This window comes from Agromyces archimandritae (assembly GCF_018024495.1).
GTDB lineage: Bacteria > Actinomycetota > Actinomycetes > Actinomycetales > Microbacteriaceae > Agromyces > Agromyces archimandritae.
In genome coordinates this window covers 1744138-1761189 of record NZ_CP071696.1, presented here as the reverse complement: position 1 = coordinate 1761189, position 17052 = coordinate 1744138, and the positions used below count along the sequence as shown (strand labels likewise).

At 70.8% G+C, this 17052-nt stretch carries 18 protein-coding genes and 1 pseudogene; 2 read left to right on the top strand and 17 right to left on the bottom strand.

What is annotated here, in order from left to right; all coding sequences use genetic code 11:
- Positions 1-3: 3 nt before the first annotated feature.
- The 12 genes and pseudogenes from G127AT_RS07975 to G127AT_RS07920 form a co-directional block, all read right to left on the bottom strand.
- Complete coding sequence (locus G127AT_RS07975) at positions 4-1098, bottom strand: metal ABC transporter substrate-binding protein (RefSeq protein ID WP_210895792.1); 1095 nt, start codon at positions 1096-1098, stop codon at positions 4-6.
- Positions 1099-1115: 17 nt separating this feature from the next.
- Positions 1116-1802, bottom strand: a complete 687-nt coding sequence (locus tag G127AT_RS07970; protein WP_210895790.1) for a signal peptidase I — start codon at positions 1800-1802, stop codon at positions 1116-1118.
- A gap of 61 nt (positions 1803-1863) precedes the next feature.
- Positions 1864-2505 carry a hypothetical protein gene (locus tag G127AT_RS07965; RefSeq protein ID WP_210895788.1) on the bottom strand — a complete coding sequence of 214 codons (642 nt, stop codon included), beginning with the start codon at positions 2503-2505 and terminating at the stop codon, positions 1864-1866.
- Positions 2502-2711: a hypothetical protein gene (locus tag G127AT_RS07960; protein ID WP_210895786.1), complete on the bottom strand. Its 210-nt coding sequence runs from the start codon at positions 2709-2711 to the stop codon at positions 2502-2504. The genes G127AT_RS07965 and G127AT_RS07960 overlap by 4 nt, the downstream gene beginning before the upstream one ends.
- Positions 2708-3271 (bottom strand): hypothetical protein, encoded by a 564-nt coding sequence (locus G127AT_RS07955; protein ID WP_210895784.1) that lies wholly within the window; start codon positions 3269-3271, stop codon positions 2708-2710. The genes G127AT_RS07960 and G127AT_RS07955 overlap by 4 nt, the downstream gene beginning before the upstream one ends.
- A 17-nt stretch (positions 3272-3288) precedes the next feature.
- The gene (locus tag G127AT_RS07950) at positions 3289-3891 is read right to left on the bottom strand and encodes a hypothetical protein (RefSeq protein ID WP_210895782.1); all 603 of its coding nucleotides are present in this window, start codon (positions 3889-3891) and stop codon (positions 3289-3291) included.
- Positions 3888-4505 carry a hypothetical protein gene (locus tag G127AT_RS07945; RefSeq protein ID WP_210895780.1) on the bottom strand — a complete coding sequence of 206 codons (618 nt, stop codon included), beginning with the start codon at positions 4503-4505 and terminating at the stop codon, positions 3888-3890. Before G127AT_RS07945 ends, G127AT_RS07950 begins: the two co-directional genes overlap by 4 nt.
- Positions 4506-4630: 125 nt before the next feature.
- Positions 4631-5290, bottom strand: coding sequence for a hypothetical protein (locus G127AT_RS07940; RefSeq protein ID WP_210895778.1), 660 nt, complete (start codon positions 5288-5290; stop codon positions 4631-4633).
- Positions 5291-5578: 288 nt separating this feature from the next.
- Positions 5579-7013 (bottom strand): annotated as a pseudogene (locus tag G127AT_RS07935) (dihydrolipoamide acetyltransferase family protein).
- Between the two features lie 31 nt (positions 7014-7044).
- Positions 7045-8004: an alpha-ketoacid dehydrogenase subunit beta gene (locus G127AT_RS07930; RefSeq protein ID WP_244857937.1), complete on the bottom strand. Its 960-nt coding sequence runs from the start codon at positions 8002-8004 to the stop codon at positions 7045-7047.
- 140 nt (positions 8005-8144) lie between these two features.
- Entirely contained in the window at positions 8145-9287 is a 1143-nt protein-coding gene (locus tag G127AT_RS07925) for a thiamine pyrophosphate-dependent dehydrogenase E1 component subunit alpha (RefSeq protein ID WP_244857482.1), read from the bottom strand.
- Positions 9288-9469: 182 nt separating this feature from the next.
- Positions 9470-10546 carry a histidinol-phosphate transaminase gene (locus G127AT_RS07920; protein ID WP_210895776.1) on the bottom strand — a complete coding sequence of 359 codons (1077 nt, stop codon included), beginning with the start codon at positions 10544-10546 and terminating at the stop codon, positions 9470-9472.
- A gap of 206 nt (positions 10547-10752) precedes the next feature.
- On the opposite strand from G127AT_RS07920, the gene G127AT_RS07915 reads away from it, so the two are divergent.
- Complete coding sequence (locus G127AT_RS07915) at positions 10753-11133, top strand: phage holin family protein (RefSeq protein WP_210895774.1); 381 nt, start codon at positions 10753-10755, stop codon at positions 11131-11133.
- Here the strand turns inward: G127AT_RS07915 and G127AT_RS07910 are convergent.
- The 3 genes from G127AT_RS07910 to G127AT_RS07900 all read right to left on the bottom strand — a co-directional run bounded on the left by G127AT_RS07910 (position 11111) and on the right by G127AT_RS07900 (position 14038).
- Positions 11111-12685 (bottom strand): alpha/beta fold hydrolase, encoded by a 1575-nt coding sequence (locus G127AT_RS07910; RefSeq protein ID WP_210895772.1) that lies wholly within the window; start codon positions 12683-12685, stop codon positions 11111-11113. The genes G127AT_RS07915 and G127AT_RS07910 overlap by 23 nt on opposite strands.
- Positions 12682-13002, bottom strand: coding sequence for a hypothetical protein (locus G127AT_RS07905; protein WP_210895770.1), 321 nt, complete (start codon positions 13000-13002; stop codon positions 12682-12684). The genes G127AT_RS07910 and G127AT_RS07905 overlap by 4 nt, the downstream gene beginning before the upstream one ends.
- A gap of 100 nt (positions 13003-13102) precedes the next feature.
- Positions 13103-14038 carry an aminoglycoside phosphotransferase family protein gene (locus G127AT_RS07900; protein WP_210895768.1) on the bottom strand — a complete coding sequence of 312 codons (936 nt, stop codon included), beginning with the start codon at positions 14036-14038 and terminating at the stop codon, positions 13103-13105.
- Between the two features lie 129 nt (positions 14039-14167).
- On the opposite strand from G127AT_RS07900, the gene purB reads away from it, so the two are divergent.
- Positions 14168-15559 carry an adenylosuccinate lyase gene (purB, locus tag G127AT_RS07895; protein ID WP_210895766.1) on the top strand — a complete coding sequence of 464 codons (1392 nt, stop codon included), beginning with the start codon at positions 14168-14170 and terminating at the stop codon, positions 15557-15559.
- Positions 15560-16111: 552 nt separating this feature from the next.
- Here purB and G127AT_RS07890 read toward each other — a convergent pair.
- Together G127AT_RS07890 and G127AT_RS07885 are read right to left on the bottom strand one after the other, a co-directional pair.
- The gene (locus G127AT_RS07890) at positions 16112-16396 is read right to left on the bottom strand and encodes an ABC transporter ATP-binding protein (protein WP_210895764.1); all 285 of its coding nucleotides are present in this window, start codon (positions 16394-16396) and stop codon (positions 16112-16114) included.
- On the bottom strand, positions 16393-16980 hold the full coding sequence (locus G127AT_RS07885) for an HdeD family acid-resistance protein (protein WP_210895762.1): 588 nt from the start codon (positions 16978-16980) through the stop codon (positions 16393-16395). The genes G127AT_RS07890 and G127AT_RS07885 overlap by 4 nt, the downstream gene beginning before the upstream one ends.
- Between the last annotated feature and the right edge of the window lie 72 nt (positions 16981-17052).

Here is a 17052-nt window from a genome sequence, read left to right as displayed (position 1 = left end):
CCGTCATCCCTCCAGCGAAGCCGGCAGCGGCGGCGCCTCGACACCCCACGACTTCAGGATGAGCCGCACATTGTGGATCTGGCTGCCGAGGTACGTCTCCCCCGGGCTGCCGGCGGCGCCGAGCGAATCGCCGTAGAGGGCGTCGGGCCCCGAGAAGACGGCGACCCCGGCCTCTCGGGCGATGGTCTCGGCAGCCTCGGGCGAGAGCGACGCCTCCGAGAACACGGCCTTCGCGCCGGTCTGCCGGATGCGTTCGACGAGCGCATCGATCTCGGCCGCCGACGGTTCGGCGTTGTCGTCGAAACTCGGGATGACGCTGCCGACGAAGGTGATGTCGTACTCGTCGACGAAGTAGGTGAAGGCGTCGTGGTTCGTCACGAGCAGCCGATCCGGTTCGGGCACCTGCCCGATGCCGGCGTCGATCCACTCGTCGAGGTCGTCGAGCCGGGCCAGATACGCGTCGGCTGCGGAACGGATCGCCCCGGCATCCACCCCCTCGACCTCTTCGAGGCCCGCCGCGATGTTCTGCACCATCTGCTCGGCGTTCTCGGGGCTCGTCCAGATATGCGGGTTGCCCGCGCCGTGGTCATGGTCGTCGTCGCCGGGGGCCGGCGCCGTGCTCGGCTCCGGTTTCTCGGGCAGCACGGTGGCATGGTCGTCGGCGTCGCCGCCCTGGCCGCCGTTCTCGGTGCCGCCGTCGTGGTCGTCGTCACCGGTCGCCTCGAGCTCGATGCCCGTCGAGGCGTCGATGAGGCGCCCGTCGAACCCGGATGCGTCGATGACGTCGCCGAGCCACGATTCGAGGCCCGCGCCGTTGACGACGAGCGCATCCGCCTCCCCGATCGCGAGCAACTGCGCGGCCGATGGGTCGAAGTCGTGCGCGGACTGGTCGGGCTTGACGAGCTGCGTGAGCTCGCCCTGCTCCCCCAGCAGCTGCCGGGCGAAGTCGCCGACCTGCGTCGTCGTCGCCACGATCGACGGACCGCCCTCGCCGGTGCGGGCGTCGGGTGCCGCACAGCCGGCGAGCACGAGCGCGGCTGCGCCGAGCCCCGCGATGGATGCCGTGGCGCGCCCCACGAGGGTCTTGGTCATCTGCATGACCTCGACCCTACGTCTTATTGATAATGATTGTCAAAGTCGGATGTTCGCCGTCGTGGTCCGGACCGGCGCGAGGCTCCGGTCTGGGCGTGAAGGATCTTCTCGGGGTCGAGGAGGTAGACGGAGACGAGGGTGAGGAAGATGCCGGCTGCGGCCATGAAGCCGTTGCCGTTCTGGAGGAATATGGCGATGTGCCCGAGGCCCGGCACGGACAAGACCATGCGCGAGACGGTGTCGACAGGGTACGGGTCGGGGTCGGCGGTGCGGTTGGCGTCGCCCTTCAACTCGAGGGCCGGGGATCCGTCGATGGTCGTCTTCTCGACCACCCGGTGGGTGACGAGTCCGAGTCCTCGGGGGCGCTGGACGGTGACGATGTCGCCGACGGCGACCTCGTCGTAGTCGACGGACTTGATGAGCGCGACCGATCCGACCGGCAGTACCGGTTCCATCGACCCCGAGATCACGACGACGGGGCGGATGCCCAGCAGGAGACCTCCAGCGAAGACGAGGATGCTCACCCCACCGAGCACCGCCGCGGCCGTGAGGAGTGTTTGGCGTACCGCCCCGAGCACCCGAAGCCACATCGGGCGCGGCTGTGCTTCGGCGCGCGGCAGGGCTTCGGGTCGCGGATCGGTCTCCGAGGCGCTCGGCCGCCGGCTCGCTTTGCCCTCGAGCCGGTGCGCGGGCGTGGATCGGGCGGTCATCGGGCGATCATGTCCAGACTCCAGTCGGTGTTCGGGATATCGACGCGTCGGCGGTCAGGGATCAAGGTGCGGTCGCCGTCGCTTCCGCGTCGAAGCTGAGCGCGATGGCCGCCTGGCCGCCGTTGAGGTATTCGACGCCGTCGGCATCGAGGTAGGTGATCGTCAGTTCCAGGTTTCGTTCGCTGCCGGCATTCCCGGCCGTGTACGCGGCGCCGTCGGCGAGAGGGGCGGTGCCGCGAGCGGCCAGCACCCCGATGGATCCCTCGGCATCCGCCCACGCACGGTCCTCGAATACGGCGACCCCGTCGATACGGGCCGTGAAGCGCAGGTATCCGGTGATGTTCGGCTTGTCGGCGACCGCGCCGTCGTCGTTCCGAAGCACGATGCTCACGGTGGTGTCTGCGCCGACCTGGCGAGTGTTGTTGAACACGGTGAGCTCGGTCGTGATGCTGTGGCCGGGCACGAGGGTATCGGCGCCGGCAATCGGCCAGTCGATCCCGGCCGGCCCGTCGGCTTGGCGGACCATACCGCCCTGATCTACGACACCGATGTCGAACGTGAACGGTGACCCGATACGTCCCGTCGTGACGAGGCGTGCCTCATCGGTGAACGCCGCCGAGGTCGCGCCTGCAGCCAATGCGCCTCCGACGGCGAGGACGGCGGCCGAGGCGAACCATACGGCCCGGGATCTGGGGGTGGTCATCGGTCGAAGACCTCCATCGACCAATCCCCCGCCCGGCGCGCGCCGTCCGGTTGCGCCGGGATCGAGGGAGTGCGTGCATGGGCCGTATCGATATACGCGGCTGCAGTGGGGTCAGCGGCGGCCAGGCTCAGGATCACCGCGGCCGCCCCCACGGCTCCCAGTGCCCGTTCGACGTGTTCACGAACCCGGAGAACCGTGCCGGTCATGCGGACCACCGCTTCCTGGAGAACACGGTCGCAGCACCGACGACACCGACGAGGCCGGCAGCCCACAGCCAACCCGAAACATCCACCCCGGTTTCCGGCATCTCCTCGCCGACCGGGGCCGCCTCATCGATACGGGTGCGGAACTCGAAACTCAACGTGCCCGAAGCCTCCTGGTATTCGTTGCCGGCGTCGGCCGGCAGGCTCACAACCCCGGTCAACACGGTCCGCTCACCGGCAGGCACCGGCGACAGCTCGAGCAGGGTGTCCACCGCCTCGGCGGCGACGCCCCGATAGACGGTGGCGCCGGTGGCCGTCTCGTACACCTCCAACTCGAGCGGATACGGGCCGTCGAAGAGATGCGAGCCGACCCCGGAGACGACAAGACTCAACGGCAAGGAGACTGCGGCGAGGTTGCGCGCCTCCATCTCCCACCGCACCGCCTCCCCGGGAGTCGGAACCGTCACCTCGACCACATCCGGCGCAGCATCGATGAGCCCATCTGCGGCAACCGAAGCCGTCGGACTCAGACACATCCCGGCCGCGATGCCCAAGCCGGCCAAAACGATCCCACGACCCCTCATAGACTCTCCCCTTCCACCCGAACGCCCACCTGCGTCGACAAGCCGGCCACATCGGCGTCGTCCGCGAGGCGAGCGCGGATCGTAACCGTCACCGTCTGCTTGGAAGCACGGTCGAAGGCGATATTCGCCGCGTTGACCTCTTCGGCACTCGCCCCGGTTATTTCGGACTCACGCCCCGACTGCAGCAACACGATCGTGAAGACCAGCTTGTGGAAGAGATCGCCGTCCCCGGTGTCATCAGGGTCGTATACCCGGAAGGTCAACGTCCCGTCGATCTCACCGGAGTTCACGAAGAACGCTTGGTACTCGACCGGAGTGCCGGTGGTCGTGAACGCCGGAGCAGATCCCGAAGTCTTCATCATCGGCACCGCGTCCTCCGGCACCACCGCGTCGACGAATTCGCCATCCTCAAGGACGTCGACGTCGAACAGGCCCGGGTTGCCGATCGCCCCGGAACCGAGATCCACTACCGCCTGATCGGTGAACGACGCGGCCGTCGCCGCGATCCCCCCGAGCAGCAACGTGCCCGCCGCAACCACCGTCCTGACACGCCCGGTACGCCCCCGGCGACGAGGAGAACGCTCAGTGCTGCCGGTCACGGAGCCACCGCCTCGAACGCGAACCGGATACCCGTACCGGCCGACTGCCACCGGTTATCGGCCCCGGCATCCATCTCGATCCGCACATCGAGGATCCTCTCCTCGCCCGGCGCGAAGGCCTCATCCCAACTATGCGCATCCAACTGGCCGGCAGGCACCGCACCGATCAAGGTCTCCTCCCCCTCGGTCACGGTGAACACGAGCTGATCGAAGAGCTCCACGAAGTTCCCCGTGGCCGGATCGGTCGCCGAACCCTGCGGATCCGAGTCGCCGATCGTCAGCGTGAGCATCGCCGGCAGTCTCGGACTGTCGTTCTTCACCGCGACCCGGGCATGGATGGCCGAGCCCGGCATCAGCAACCGATCCGCGGCCGTCACAGCCCGGATCTCATGGACAGGGTCGCCCTGACGCCACTCCCCGGCCCCCGGCATCCACGCCCGAGTCGGGTCGATGGCCCCGGCGACGAGGATGTCGAATCGATTCTGCCCGCCATCCAGGTGAACGTCGACACGTGCCCGGTCGCTGAGAGCGGCCGCCGTCAACACCGCGCCGCAACAGGCGACGGCGCCACTGGCGGCCAGCATGCGGACCAGATCCGAACGGGGAGGCTTCATCTGCGTGTTCCTCGAGACTCGGTGATGGTGGGCGGAACCGGCAGGACCTGATCTGCCGGCCCCACCCGAGGGATGACGGAAGCGCCCCGGTTGGGGGCACCTTCGGGGCGCCTCCGTCGGTCTGGTTACGGCGTCACCGACGCCGCATCGAAGTGCGCCTGGGCCCAGAAAATGCCGCCCTGCAACGCGTTGTCCGCGGCCGGGCTCCCCTGACCCGGCAGCTCGATCGTCAGCGTGAGCTCGCCTCCCGACCCGGCCTCGTACGTGCCGAGGTCCAGGTCGTCGATGTCCGAGTAAGGCACCCCCGAAGCGAGCACGTCGTTGTCGACGGCGACCGTGTACCGCAGCCCAGCGGCGATCAGCGCGTCGGCAGCCTGCTCTTCCGCGCTCCGGGTCACTCCGGCCGGGGTCGACGACACGATGTCCAGGTCGATCGCCGCCGACAAGACCGGGCTGTCGTTCTTGAACGGGATGTCCACCGTCACCGGCGCCGCACCCGGGTAGAGCACGTCGGCACCGGGAACACGGATGTCGACTCCTTCGGCCGTGTCCGCCTCCTGCCACGTCCCGGGCACCGGGTCGCCGGCGGTGTCGGTACCGACGACCTGAATGTTGAACCGGTTGTTCCCACCGATCCCGGAGTCCTCGGTGCCGCCGCCGAGGTTCAGGTTCGCGATGTCGGTGAACGCGGCCGCCGTCGCCAGGGCGCCCGCGGCAAGCACCGCACCCCCGGCGATGATCAAGCGCTTCTTTCCGGCGGGTTTGCGGGTCTGGATCGAGTGCATGAGTGTCCTCCGTGCTCGGGTCTGTCCGCAGCACGACCGGATTGCGGCTGCGGAGCGTCGGACGTACCGACACCCAGGCAGACGGCGGCCTTCGGCATTCATGACGCGATTACTGAGAGACTTTTTCCGTCTTCCGGCTCAAAGGCGTTGATATTACGGTTGATCAGGCTTTTCGAACTGAGCAAGCCTGCTGTTCCGTCACCTTGAACTGCCCCCTGTTCACGGGAGCAGCGGCACGATCATTCCTCCCCGGCGGGATGTGCGCGGTGTATCGGATGCGATGGACCCTCACTCCAGCAGCAGCGCGGGCTCCTCGATGATCGAGGCGACGTCGGCGAGGAAGCGCGAGGCGACATCGCCGTCGACGACCCGGTGGTCGAAGGAACCCCCGATGGTGGTCACATAGCGCGGGCGCACCTCGCCGTCGACGACCCACGGCTTCTGCTTGATCGTGCCGAGGGCGACGATGCCGACCTCACCGGGGTTCAGGATCGGCGTGCCCGTGTCCATCCCGAAGACGCCGATGTTCGTCACCGTGATCGTGCCGCCCGACATCTCGGCCGGCTGCGTCTTGCCCTCCCGGGCGGTCAGGGTGAGCTGCTCGAGCGCGGTCGCGAGCTCGACCATGCTCATCGCCTGCGCCTCCTTGACGTTCGGCACGATGAGCCCGCGCGGGGTCGCCGCCGCGACGCCGAGGTTCACGTAGTGCTTGACGATGATCTCCTCATCGGTCCACTGCGCGTTCACGGTCGGGTTCCGCCGAACCGCCCAGATCATCGCCTTCGCCATGACGAGCAGCGGCGACACCTTCACGCCCGCATAGTCGGGGGAGGCCTTCAGACGCTTGACGTATTCCATCGTGCGCGTCGCATCCACATCCACGAACACGGATACATGCGGCGCGGAGTATGCACTCGCGACCATCGCCTGCGCGATCGCCTTCCGCACGCCCTTCACGGGCACGCGCGACTCGCGGCCCTCCGGCCACTCGGGCGTCTGGATGTTGCGGAACACGCTCGCCTGGCTCGCCTCGCGGATCACATCGTCGCGCGTGACATCGCCCACAGGTCCGGTCGGTGCGACCCGCGACAGGTCGACCCCGAGGTCCTTCGCGAGCTTGCGGATCGGCGGTTTCGCGAGCACCGGCAGCGACGGATCGCGCGTGGGGGAGGCCTGGGCCGGGCCCGCAGTGGATGCCGCGGGCACCGCCTGCCCGGCGACCGACGCCGGGGTGGAGGCGCCCGGCGCGCTCGTCGGCGCGCCCGCCGCAGCATCGCGCGGCACCGCCGTCGCGTCCATGCCGAGACGGGCATGCGCTACGGGTCGACCGGTGTGCCGCGTCCGGCGCGTGGGCGCCGGGCCGCTGCTGCCGTGCCCGACGAGCACCGCGCCCGAGGTCTCGGCGGGGGAGACCGGCGCGGCGGGGAGGGGGCGCCCCGGCATCCGCTGCGGCACCGGCCCCGTCGGCATCCGCACCCGACGACGCCGTCCGAACCACGAGGATCGGCGTGCCGACGTCGACGGTCTGCCCCTCCTCGACGAGCAGTTCGGCGACGACGCCCTCATGGGCGCTCGGCAGTTCCACGAGCGACTTCGCCGTCTCGATCTCGACGAACACCTGATCGAGCACGATCCGGTCGCCCGGCCGCACCCGCCACGACACGATCTCGGCCTCGGTGAGGCCCTCGCCCACGTCGGGCAGGGGGAAGCGGATCTCGCTCATTCGGGCTCCTTCGCGTTCGCCTCGTGCGGCATCAGAACGCCAGCACGCGATCGACGGCCTCGAGCACCCGGTCGGGGCTCGGCAGATACTGGCTCTCGAGCGCAGCCGGCGGGAACGGGGTGTCGAAGCCCGACACCCGCAGCACCGGCGCCTCGAGCGAATAGAAGGCACGCTCGGCGACGGTCGCCGCGATCTCGCTGCCGACGCTGACGAAGCCGTACGCCTCCTGCGCGACGACGAGGCGCCCCGTGCGCCCCACCGAGTCGAGCAGCGGCCCGTAGTCGACGGGGGAGAGGCTGCGGAGATCGACGACCTCGAGGCTCCGACCCTCCTCGGCGGCGATATCGGCGGCCTGCAGCAGCGTCGAGACCATCGCGCCGTGCCCGACGAGCGTCGCGTCGGTGCCCTCGCGCATGATGCGGCTCGCGTGCAACGGCAGTCCGGCGTGGTCGAGGTCGACCGGGCCCTTCGGCCAGTACCGGCTCTTCGGCTCGAAGAACATCACCGGGTCGTTCGAGGCGATCGCCTCGCGCAGCATCCAGTACGCGTCGTGCGGGTTCGACGGGCTCACGACCCTGAGGCCCGGGGTGTGCGCGAAGTACGCCTCCGGGCTCTCCTGATGATGCTCGACCGAGCCGATGTGACCGCCGTACGGCACCCGGATCACCACGGGCATCCCGATCCGCCCCGCATGCCGGACCGTCTGCCGGGCCAGCTGCGTGGTGATCTGGTTGAACGCGGGGAAGATGAAGCCGTCGAACTGGATCTCGACGATCGGCCGGTACCCGCGCATCGCCAGGCCGATCGCCGTGCCGACGAGGCCCGATTCGGCCAGCGGCGAGTCGAGCACGCGCTGCTCGCCGAACTCGTCGAGCAGCCCCTCGGTCACGCGGAACACGCCGCCGAGCCGGCCCACGTCCTCGCCCATGAGCAGCACCTTCTCGTCGGCGCGCATCGCGTCGGCGAGGGCGGCCTGGATGGCCTTGGCCATCGGCAGCGTCTGCACGCCGCGGGGGCCGGCGCCTGCGGCTGCGCCCGCGTTGTCGGGTGCGGATGCCCGTGCGCCCTCGGCCGGCGGCGCGGCCTGGGCATCGCTCGCGGCATCCATTCGGGGCGTGTGCTCGGTCATGGTCACGCGTTGCCTCCCTGCGTCTCCGCCTCGGCGAACGACGCCTCGTAGGCGTCGAGCCACGCCGCCTCGGCCTCCATCAGCGGATGCGGTTCGGAATAGACATGCTCGAAGATCGCCCGGCGCGGCGGCGACGGCAGCTCGAGCGTGCGGCGACGCACATCCGCGGCGATGTCGGCCGCCTCGGCGTCGACCTCGGCGAAGAACGCCTCGTCGGTGCCGCGGGCCACCAGCCAGGCGCGGTACCGGGTGATCGGATCCCGCGCCTCCCACGCCTCGAGCTCGCCGGACGGACGGTACTTCGTCGGATCGTCGGCGGTCGTGTGGGCGCCCATCCGGTACGTGAGCGCCTCGATGAGCGCCGGCCCCTCGCCCGCACGGGCCGCTTCGAGCGAGGCCCGCGTCACGGCATAGCTGGCGAGCACGTCGTTGCCGTCGATGCGGTGGCCCGGCATCCCGAACCCGATACCGCGCAGCGCGAGCGGCGAACGCGACTGCCGTTCGACCGGCACCGAGATCGCCCACTGGTTGTTCTGGATGAAGAAGACCTGCGGGGTCTGATAGCTCGACGCGAACACGAGGGCCTCGTTCGCATCGCCCTCCGAGGTCGAGCCGTCGCCGTAGTAGGCGATCACCGCCGTATCGGCATCGGCATCGCCCGTGCCGACGAGCCCGTCGAACCGGATGCCCATCGCGTACCCGGTCGCGTGCAGCGTCTGCGCGGCGAGCACCAGGGTGTAGAGGTGGAAGTTGCCGTTCTCGGCGGGATCCCAGCCGCCCTGCGTCGCACCGCGCAGCAGCGCGAGGATGCCGATCGGGTCGAGCCCGCGGATCATGCCGACGATGTGCTCGCGGTAGGAGGGGAAGAGGTGGTCCTGCGGCCGGGCGGCGTGCGCCGAGCCGACCTGGGCGGCCTCCTGCCCGTGGCTCGGCACCCACAGCGCCAGCTGCCCCTGCCGCTGCAGGTTCGCGCCCGCCTGGTCGATTCGGCGCGACACGACCATGTCGCGATAGAAGGCGCGGAGCGTCGCGTCGTCGAGGGCCTCGACGAACGGCAGGAACTCCTCGGCGGCGTCGTTCGGGCGGAACTCGCCCTCCGGCGTCAGGATCTGGACCGTCGGCACGGTGATTTCTCGGGCAGCCACCGTTCCACGCTACCGGCGGGCATATGCCGCGCTCTTATGGAACCTCGACAACGTGTCGCCGATCCCTTGGGGGATTCCGTGCGCCGCAGTGGATGCCGCGGCGCGGCGGATCCGCGAGTGCGGTTCCGGTGGGCGCGGGCGGCGCAGTGGATGCCGCGGGCCACGGCACCCGCACGAGGCGGTTACGCGGTGGGCGCCAGCGGCGCGAGGGCGGCGAGCAGCGGCTCGATCGCGGCCTCTTCGGCGACCGAGATGCGGATGCCGTCGGGGTGGAAGGCGCGCGTGACGAGGCCGGCCTCGAAGAGGCGCTCGGCGACCTCGGCGGTGCGCTCGCCGGTCGGCAGCCACACGAAGTTGCCGTGCGAGGCCGGCACCGGCCAGCCCTGGGCGACGAGGGCGTCGCGGAACGCGTCCCGGCGGGCGGCGAGCACGGCGACGCGTTCGAGCAGTTCGGCTTCGGCGTCGAGCGATGCGAGCGCGGCGGATGCCGCGGGCCCCGTCACGCCGAGGGGGATCGCCGTCGCCCGGGCCGCGTCGAGGGCGGCGACCGGGCCGATCGCATAGCCGATGCGGAGGCCGGCGAGGCCGTACGCCTTCGAGAAGGTGCGCAGCACGATGAGGTTCGGGTAGCGGCCGATGAGCTCGCGCCCGTCGACGGCATCGGGGTCGGTGACGAACTCGGCGTACGCCTCGTCGAGCAGCACGATGAGGTCGGCGGGCACCTTCGCCATGAACGCCTCGAACTCGGCCTTCGTGACGACGACGCCGGTCGGGTTGTTCGGCGAGCAGACGATGACGACGCGGGTGCGGTCGGTGATCGCCGCCGCCATCGCGTCGAGGTCGTGGCCGTGGTCGGGCCGGTTCGGCACCTGCACGCTGACGGCGCCGGCGACGGTCGCCAGGCCCGGGTAGGCCTCGAAGGAACGCCACGAGTACAGCACCTCGTCGCCGGGTGCGCATGCCGCGAGGAAGAACTGCGCGATGAGCGCGACCGACCCCGTGCCGACGAGCACCTCGTCGGCCGTGACGCCGAAGCGGGCGGCGAGGCGCTCCCGCACCGACAGCGCCGTCGCGTCGGGGTAGCGGTTGAACTCGGCGACGTTCCGCACGGCGTCGACGACCGAGGGGAGCGGCTCGAAGGGGTTCTCGTTGCTCGAGAGCTTGAAGCCCTCCGCGGGTGCGGGGCGGCCCTGCCGGTACGGCGGGAGCGCCGCGATCTCGGGGCGCAGGCGGAGGGGGGAGTCGGGCGTTGCGGTCACCTCTCAACGGTACTCCGCGGCGGATGCCCGTTCGTCACCGTTTCGCGGGCGCGACCGGCCATCCGTCTGCGCCGGCGGGCCCGGACGATCCACCCGTCCCGCCGACACCGCCTGCGGCCCGCCGTGCGCGCGAGGAGCGCGCCGATCCACCCGCCCGCGTGCACGCATCCCGTGCCATCGTCGGTGCCCGATGCCATCATGGAGGCATGCGATTCATCGTCAAGCTCATCGTCAGCGCCTTCGCGCTGTGGCTCACGACGCTCATCGTCGGCGGGGTGAACGTCGAACCCTACGACGACACCGAGATCGCCACGATCCTCACGTACCTCCTGATCGCCCTCATCTTCGGCGTCGTCAACGCGATCGTCGGCACGGCGATCCGCATCGTCGCCTTCCCGCTCTACATCCTCACGCTCGGCCTCCTCTCCTTCATCGTGAACGGGCTGCTCCTGCTGCTCGTCGACTGGATCAGCGGGCTCATGGGCTTCGGGCTCGTCGTGGAGGGCTTCTGGTGGGGCGTGCTCGGCGCGCTCGTGCTCGGCATCATCACCTGGCTCATCGGGATCATCGTCCGCCCGTCGAAGTGACGGCCGGCGGCGCGGGCTCCGCCGGGCGGGGCTCCGGCGGCACGCGTTCGGCGAGCCAGCGCGTGGCCTGACCGCCTCCGCCGCCGGTGATGCCGGCGAGCGCATCGAGGGCTTCGGTGGGCTCGAGCGCCGGATCGTCGTCCACGAACCCGGCGGTTCCCCGGTAGTGGATCATGCCGTGGGCGGGGATGACGTCGGTCGTCGCCGCCCCGTCGAGCACGGATCGGCCGAGGACCACTTGCGAGTCGTTCGGAGCCCCGCTTCCGGCCGTGGCCGGCACCGGATCCTCGGGGTGCTCGAGCGAGACGACCGGCACGCCGTCGGGCACCGGGATCTTCGCGACCGGGGCGCCCGCGGTGAACACGGCCTTCACTTCGTCGGGATGGTTCTCGGCGATGCGGGCGGCCACGGCGCCGCCGAGGGAGTGGCCGACGGTGACGATCGGGTCGCCCGGCTTGAACCCGGCGGCCGCGAGGGCCTCTTCGGCGGCGCGTTCGGCGGCGGCGGTGCGCCCGGCGAGCATCGCCTCGTTCGCGACCGCGCCGACGGCCGAGGTCGCATCCGAACTCTGGGTGCCGGGTTCGAGGCTCCAGTCGACCGTTCCCGAGACGTAGACGACCCATCCGCCGTCGTACTGCTCGACGCGCACCTGCGGTTCGCCGGGCCCGCTGTCGGGGATGCGGCGCATGAGCTCGTTGAGGTCGTCGGGCGCGTCGACCTCGCCGTTCGGCGGCACCCGGCTCTCGGTGAGTTCCTCCGGCAGGTCCTCGCGTTCGGCCCGCGCCGCCTCTCCGCCGGCGGCCAGGGCGGCCGGCGACTCGTATTCGGGAGAGACCTGCTTCACCTTCACCGGGGTCTCCTGCAACGGCCGCCCGCCGAACGCGGCCCCGATCGCCGCGATGCCGACGATGAGCGCGGCGGTGCTCTCGTCGGCGTCGATGAGGCCGAAGCTCGGGGGCAGGCCCACGAGCCCGGCTCCGAAGTCGTCGACCGAGTCGACGGCGGTGCGGAGCCAGGCGGCGAACGCCGGCTGGGAGATGACCTGCCGCAGCAGCGCATCGGGCCCCGGTTCGCCCTCGATGACGCCGGCCGATGAGAGCAGGTAGCCGAGCAGCGCACCCGCCGTGAGGCCGAGGGCGGCCTGCTGGGCGACCGTTCCGGCGACGACGGCGAGCCCGATCGGCGAGAGGGTCGCCAGGAACGCGATCGTGCCGAACACGGCCGGGCCCGCGGCATGCCCCGCCTGCCACCACATGGTCTGCAGGAGGGCATTCATCAGCCCCGCCTGCCGCTCCGCCCGCTCGTACCCGTCGGCGGCGGCATGCAGGCCGGCCCGAACCGCGTCCGTGCGTTCGGCGAGCCGGTCGAGCGCGATGGCGGCCCGGCCGAGCTCGTCGGCCCCGCCGGCGCGGAGACCGGGCACCGCGTACTCGGCCGTGCACCGCGAACGCCACGCGACGATCGCCCGATCGAGGAGGCCGAGGAGCTGCGCGCGGCCTCGCAGCTCATCGGTGTCGACGGTGATGCGAGCGAGGTACGCTTCGTCGCTCATCGCCCGGCCGCCTCGCGCTCACTCCGGACCCGGTCGAGTTCGCGCGCATTGCCGCCGAGGTCGATCGCGGTCTGCCCGAGCGCGAGCTGCAACGCATGGATCACCCCGCCGACGAGCAGCTCGAGCTCCTCGGCCGCCTCCGCATACCTCCCTGAGGCCGCCGACCGCCACAGCATCCCCCGCGCCGGCGGCAGGAACCGCGGGACCGAGGCGCGGATCTCGTCGAGCAGCGCCTGCACCTCGTCCCGGAACCGCGTGAGCCGCTCGGCCTCGAGACCGAGCATGCGGAGCTGCTGATCGAATTGCATCGGGTCCATGCCGACGAGCCTGCCCCGGGTGCGGATGCCGCGAGCCCCGATCCGGCGGATCCGTGGAACGGGTGCCCGCGGCATCCACCTGTGGAGGAAAGGACGACCCTCAGCCCGCGAGCACCTCGGCCACGGCGCTGCGGGCCATTCGCGCCATCGGCCCGTCACCCGAGGTCGTGATCGCGAGCGACGAGGCGATGCCCGCCGCAAGCGCGTGCGCCCGCGCCCAGCCGGCATCGTCGGCGGCGGGATGCCCGGCCGCCGCCAACGCCTCGCGGAACGCCGCCCGCCCGGACGCATCGAACCCCAGCCAGGCGATGACGAAGTCCGCCGCCGGGTCGCCGCCCGTGAGATCGCCGAAGTCGATGACCGCCGACAGGCGGACGGGCGAGCCGGCCGGATCGAGGCCCGCGGCATCCACACCCGGCACGACCTCGTCGACCAGCAGATTGCCCGGATGCATATCGCCGTGCACCCACACCGGCGGGCCGGGCCACACCGGTGCGGCGAGCCCGCGCTCCCAGATCGCGAGCAGCTCGTCCGCCGCCGGCACCCCGCCGGACGCGAAACGCTCCCGATAGAACGCGTCGCGCTCGGCCAACGGCCGCCCGCGCCACGGATTGACCGGCGCATCCGCCGGCGCCGGAGTATGCAGAGCGATGAGGAACTCCGCGATCGGCGCCGCCAACGGCAGCCGCTCCCCGGCGCTCACCGACAGGGCCGACTCGCCCGGCATCCACGGCACCACCGACCACGGATACGGATACCCCGCCCCCGGCCGCCCGACACGGATCGGCGCCGGAATCGGCACCGGCAGAACGGGCGCCAGCACCGGCAGCCAGCGCTGCTCGTTCAGCAGCAACGGCACGGCGGCGGCGCGCCTCGGCATCCGCACCGCCAGATCGGACCCGAGACGGTAGACCATGTTGTCCCAGCCGCTCGCGACGAGCCGCAACGGGCCGGCGAGATCCGGATGCTGCTCGCGCACCAGACGCGACGCGACCGCATGATCGACCGGAACATCCGCCTCAGGTGCCTCGGCCACATCGCCTCCCCGCTCGAGTCAGATGCAGCCTATCGGCCCCGGCGCACCGAACCCGACCGCACGGGGGAGAATGGAAGCGCCGGCGGCCGCGCGCCCCGGCATCCACCGCCGCGCGAACGAAGGAACCGCATGACCTCGCTGCCGCCCCAGCCGCTCAGCCCCCTCGACGGGCGATACCGCGCAGCCGTCGGCGAACTGGGGGAGCACCTCTCCGAAGCCGGCCTGAACCGCGCCCGCGTGCACGTCGAGATCGAATGGCTCATCGCCCAGACCGACCGCGGATTCTTCGGCGCCACCCCCCTCACCGACCATGAGAAGGACGCCCTCCGGCAGGTCGTCGCCGACTTCGGCCAGCCCGACATCGACGAACTCGCCGCCCTCGAAGCCACCACCCGGCACGACGTCAAAGCCGTCGAATACTACGTGCGCAACCGCCTCACCGCCCTCGGCCTCGACCGCATCGCCGAACTCACCCACTTCGCCTGCACGAGCGAGGACATCAACAATCTCTCCTACGCGCTCACCGTGCGCGACGCCGTCGAACAGGTCTGGCTGCCCGCGTTCCGCACCGTCATCGCCCGCCTCGGCGAACTCGCCCGGCAGCTGCGCGACGCCCCCATGCTCTCGCACACCCACGGGCAGCCGGCGACGCCCTCGACCATGGGCAAGGAGCTCGCGGTGCCCGCCCACCGCCTCACCCGCATCCTGCGGCAGATCGAATCCGCCGAATACCTCGGCAAGTTCTCCGGCGCGACCGGCACCTTCTCGGCGCACGTCGTCGCAGCCCCCGACATCGACTGGCCGACCGTCTCACGCGAATTCATCGAGTCCCTCGGCCTCGGCTGGAACCCGCTGACCACCCAGATCGAATCCCACGACTGGCAGGCCGAGCTCTACGCGAAGATCTCGCACGCCGACCGCGTGCTGCACAACCTCGCGACCGACATCTGGGAGTACATCTCCCTCGGCTACTTCACCCAGGTGCCCGCGCCCGGCGCGACCGGCTCCTCGACGATGCCGCACAAGATCAACCCGATCCGCTTCGAGAACGCCGAAGCGAACCTCGAACTCTCCTCCGCGGTGCTCGACTCCCTCGCCGCGACCCTCGTCACCTCCAGGCTGCAGCGCGACCTCACCGACTCCTCCGCGCAGCGCAACATCGGCGTCGGCCTCGGGCACTCCCTGCTCGCCCTCGACAACCTGCGCCGCGGCCTCGGCGAGATCAACGTCGACCGCGAACGGCTCCTCGCCGACCTCGACGCGAACTGGGAGGTGCTCGGCGAAGCCATTCAGACCGTGATCCGCGCCGAAGTCGTCGCCGGCCGATCCACGATCGCCGACCCCTACGCCCTGCTGAAGGAGCTCACGCGCGGCAAGCGGATCGGCGCCGCCGAACTCGCCGAGTTCGTCTCCGGCCTCGAGATCGGCGAAGAGGCGAAGACGCGGCTGCTCGCCCTCACGCCGCCCCGGTACACGGGCCTCGCCGACGAGCTCGTCGACCGTCTCGAGGTGCTCGAGTAGGGTCCGCGAGTGGATGCCGGGGCGCGCTGCACCTGGCGCTCCCCGCGCGCCCGGCGCGCGCCGCGCTCTGCGCGCGCCCGCTGCGTTCGACCTCCCGTTCCGGGGGTCAATTCCTGCCACGTTTCTGGGAAAAACCGCTCGAATGTGGCGGGAATTGACCCCCGGAAACGTGGGAAACATGGAAAGCAGCATCCACCGCGCCGAACGGACGCCGTGCGCCGCGCACGCCCGCACGCGCTGCCCTCCCGGCATCCACTCGCTGCGCTCCCGCCCTCGCGCCCTGCGTTCGCGCTCCCCGCACGGGCTCGCTGCGCTCCTCTTCCGTTCCGGGGGTCAATTCCCGCCACGTTTCTGGGAAAAACCGCTCGAATGTGGCGGGAATTGACCCCCGGAAACGTGGGAAACATGGGAAGCCTGGGAAGCCTGGGAAGCCTGGGAAGCCTGGGAAGCAGCATCCACCGCAACGAACTGACGCCACGCAAACAGACGCGGCGCGCAAACGAACACACCGCACCGAGTGGATGCCGAGGCGCGCTACGCGCCGGAGCGCGCCTACTCGTGCCCGGGCTTGGGCGGCTTCGGCGCCTTCGGGGTTTCGTCGTCGAGCTCGGCCTGCTCGGCGTCGTCCGGCTTGAAGGTGAGCGCGAACATCGCGAGCACGACGAGCACGACAATGAACGCGATGCCGAGGAAGATCGCCGAGAGCACGAGGTCGCGCGTGACCATCAGCACGATGAGCCCCGTGAAGATGCCCGCGATGCCGGCGCCGCCGACGAGTTCGAGCGGGCGCAGCACGTCGCGCCGGCTCGGCTTGGGGAATTCGGGGGTGTTGCTCACGACTGCTCCGTTCCGGCCGCACGGGGTGCGGCGTCCTGCTCCTTGGCGGCCCACTTGAGCGAGAAACCGCCGATCAGCAGGTATACGCCGAGGATGACGAGGTAGGCGCCGAGCAGGCCGACAGCGGTGACGGCATCCGGGGGCAGCAGCAGGAAGACGATCGCGAGCACCGCGGTGAAGACGCCGGCGGCGACCCAGTCGCGGGCGGCGGCCGAGCGGCCGCGGGCGCGCAGGCCCGCGTACAGCTCGAGGAAGCCGGTGACGGCCGCCCACACGCTCACGAGGTAGAGGAACAGGGGGAGCGAGGCGGGCAGGCTGAACGCGAGGAGGCCGGCGACGGCCGAGACGATGCCGCCCACGAGGGCGAGCGAGCGGATCACAGGGTCGTCGATCAGCCGGAAGCCGAGGGCTCCGACGACGACGCCGGCGACGAGCGCCCAGATGCCGAAGGCGACGAGGCCGAGCTCGGGGCTGTGATCCTGCGAGAAGGTGATGACGATCGCCGGGATCACGGCGAGCACGCCCCGCACGACGGGGACGGTCCAGTACCCGGTGCGCTCGGGTGCCTTGCGGGCGTCGGTCACAGCATCCTCTTTCGTGCGGCGTACCGATCCAGTCTACGCGGCGTAGACAGTGCCGAGGACGGCCCGCGCCGC

Excerpts from the sequence above, each read along its gene's own strand:
- G127AT_RS07975 (WP_210895792.1), bottom strand. The coding sequence starts at position 1,098 with ATGCAGATGACCAAGACCCTCGTGGGGCGCGCCACGGCATCCATCGCG.
- G127AT_RS07970 (WP_210895790.1), bottom strand. The coding sequence starts at position 1,802 with ATGACCGCCCGATCCACGCCCGCGCACCGGCTCGAGGGCAAAGCGAGC.
- G127AT_RS07965 (WP_210895788.1), bottom strand. The coding sequence starts at position 2,505 with ATGACCACCCCCAGATCCCGGGCCGTATGGTTCGCCTCGGCCGCCGTC.
- G127AT_RS07960 (WP_210895786.1), bottom strand. The coding sequence starts at position 2,711 with ATGACCGGCACGGTTCTCCGGGTTCGTGAACACGTCGAACGGGCACTG.
- G127AT_RS07945 (WP_210895780.1), bottom strand. The coding sequence starts at position 4,505 with ATGAAGCCTCCCCGTTCGGATCTGGTCCGCATGCTGGCCGCCAGTGGC.
- G127AT_RS07940 (WP_210895778.1), bottom strand. The coding sequence starts at position 5,290 with ATGCACTCGATCCAGACCCGCAAACCCGCCGGAAAGAAGCGCTTGATC.
- G127AT_RS07930 (WP_244857937.1), bottom strand. The coding sequence starts at position 8,004 with ATGGCCAAGGCCATCCAGGCCGCCCTCGCCGACGCGATGCGCGCCGAC.
- G127AT_RS07915 (WP_210895774.1), top strand. The coding sequence starts at position 10,753 with ATGCGATTCATCGTCAAGCTCATCGTCAGCGCCTTCGCGCTGTGGCTC.
- G127AT_RS07910 (WP_210895772.1), bottom strand. The coding sequence starts at position 12,685 with ATGAGCGACGAAGCGTACCTCGCTCGCATCACCGTCGACACCGATGAG.
- G127AT_RS07905 (WP_210895770.1), bottom strand. The coding sequence starts at position 13,002 with ATGGACCCGATGCAATTCGATCAGCAGCTCCGCATGCTCGGTCTCGAG.
- purB (WP_210895766.1), top strand. The coding sequence starts at position 14,168 with ATGACCTCGCTGCCGCCCCAGCCGCTCAGCCCCCTCGACGGGCGATAC.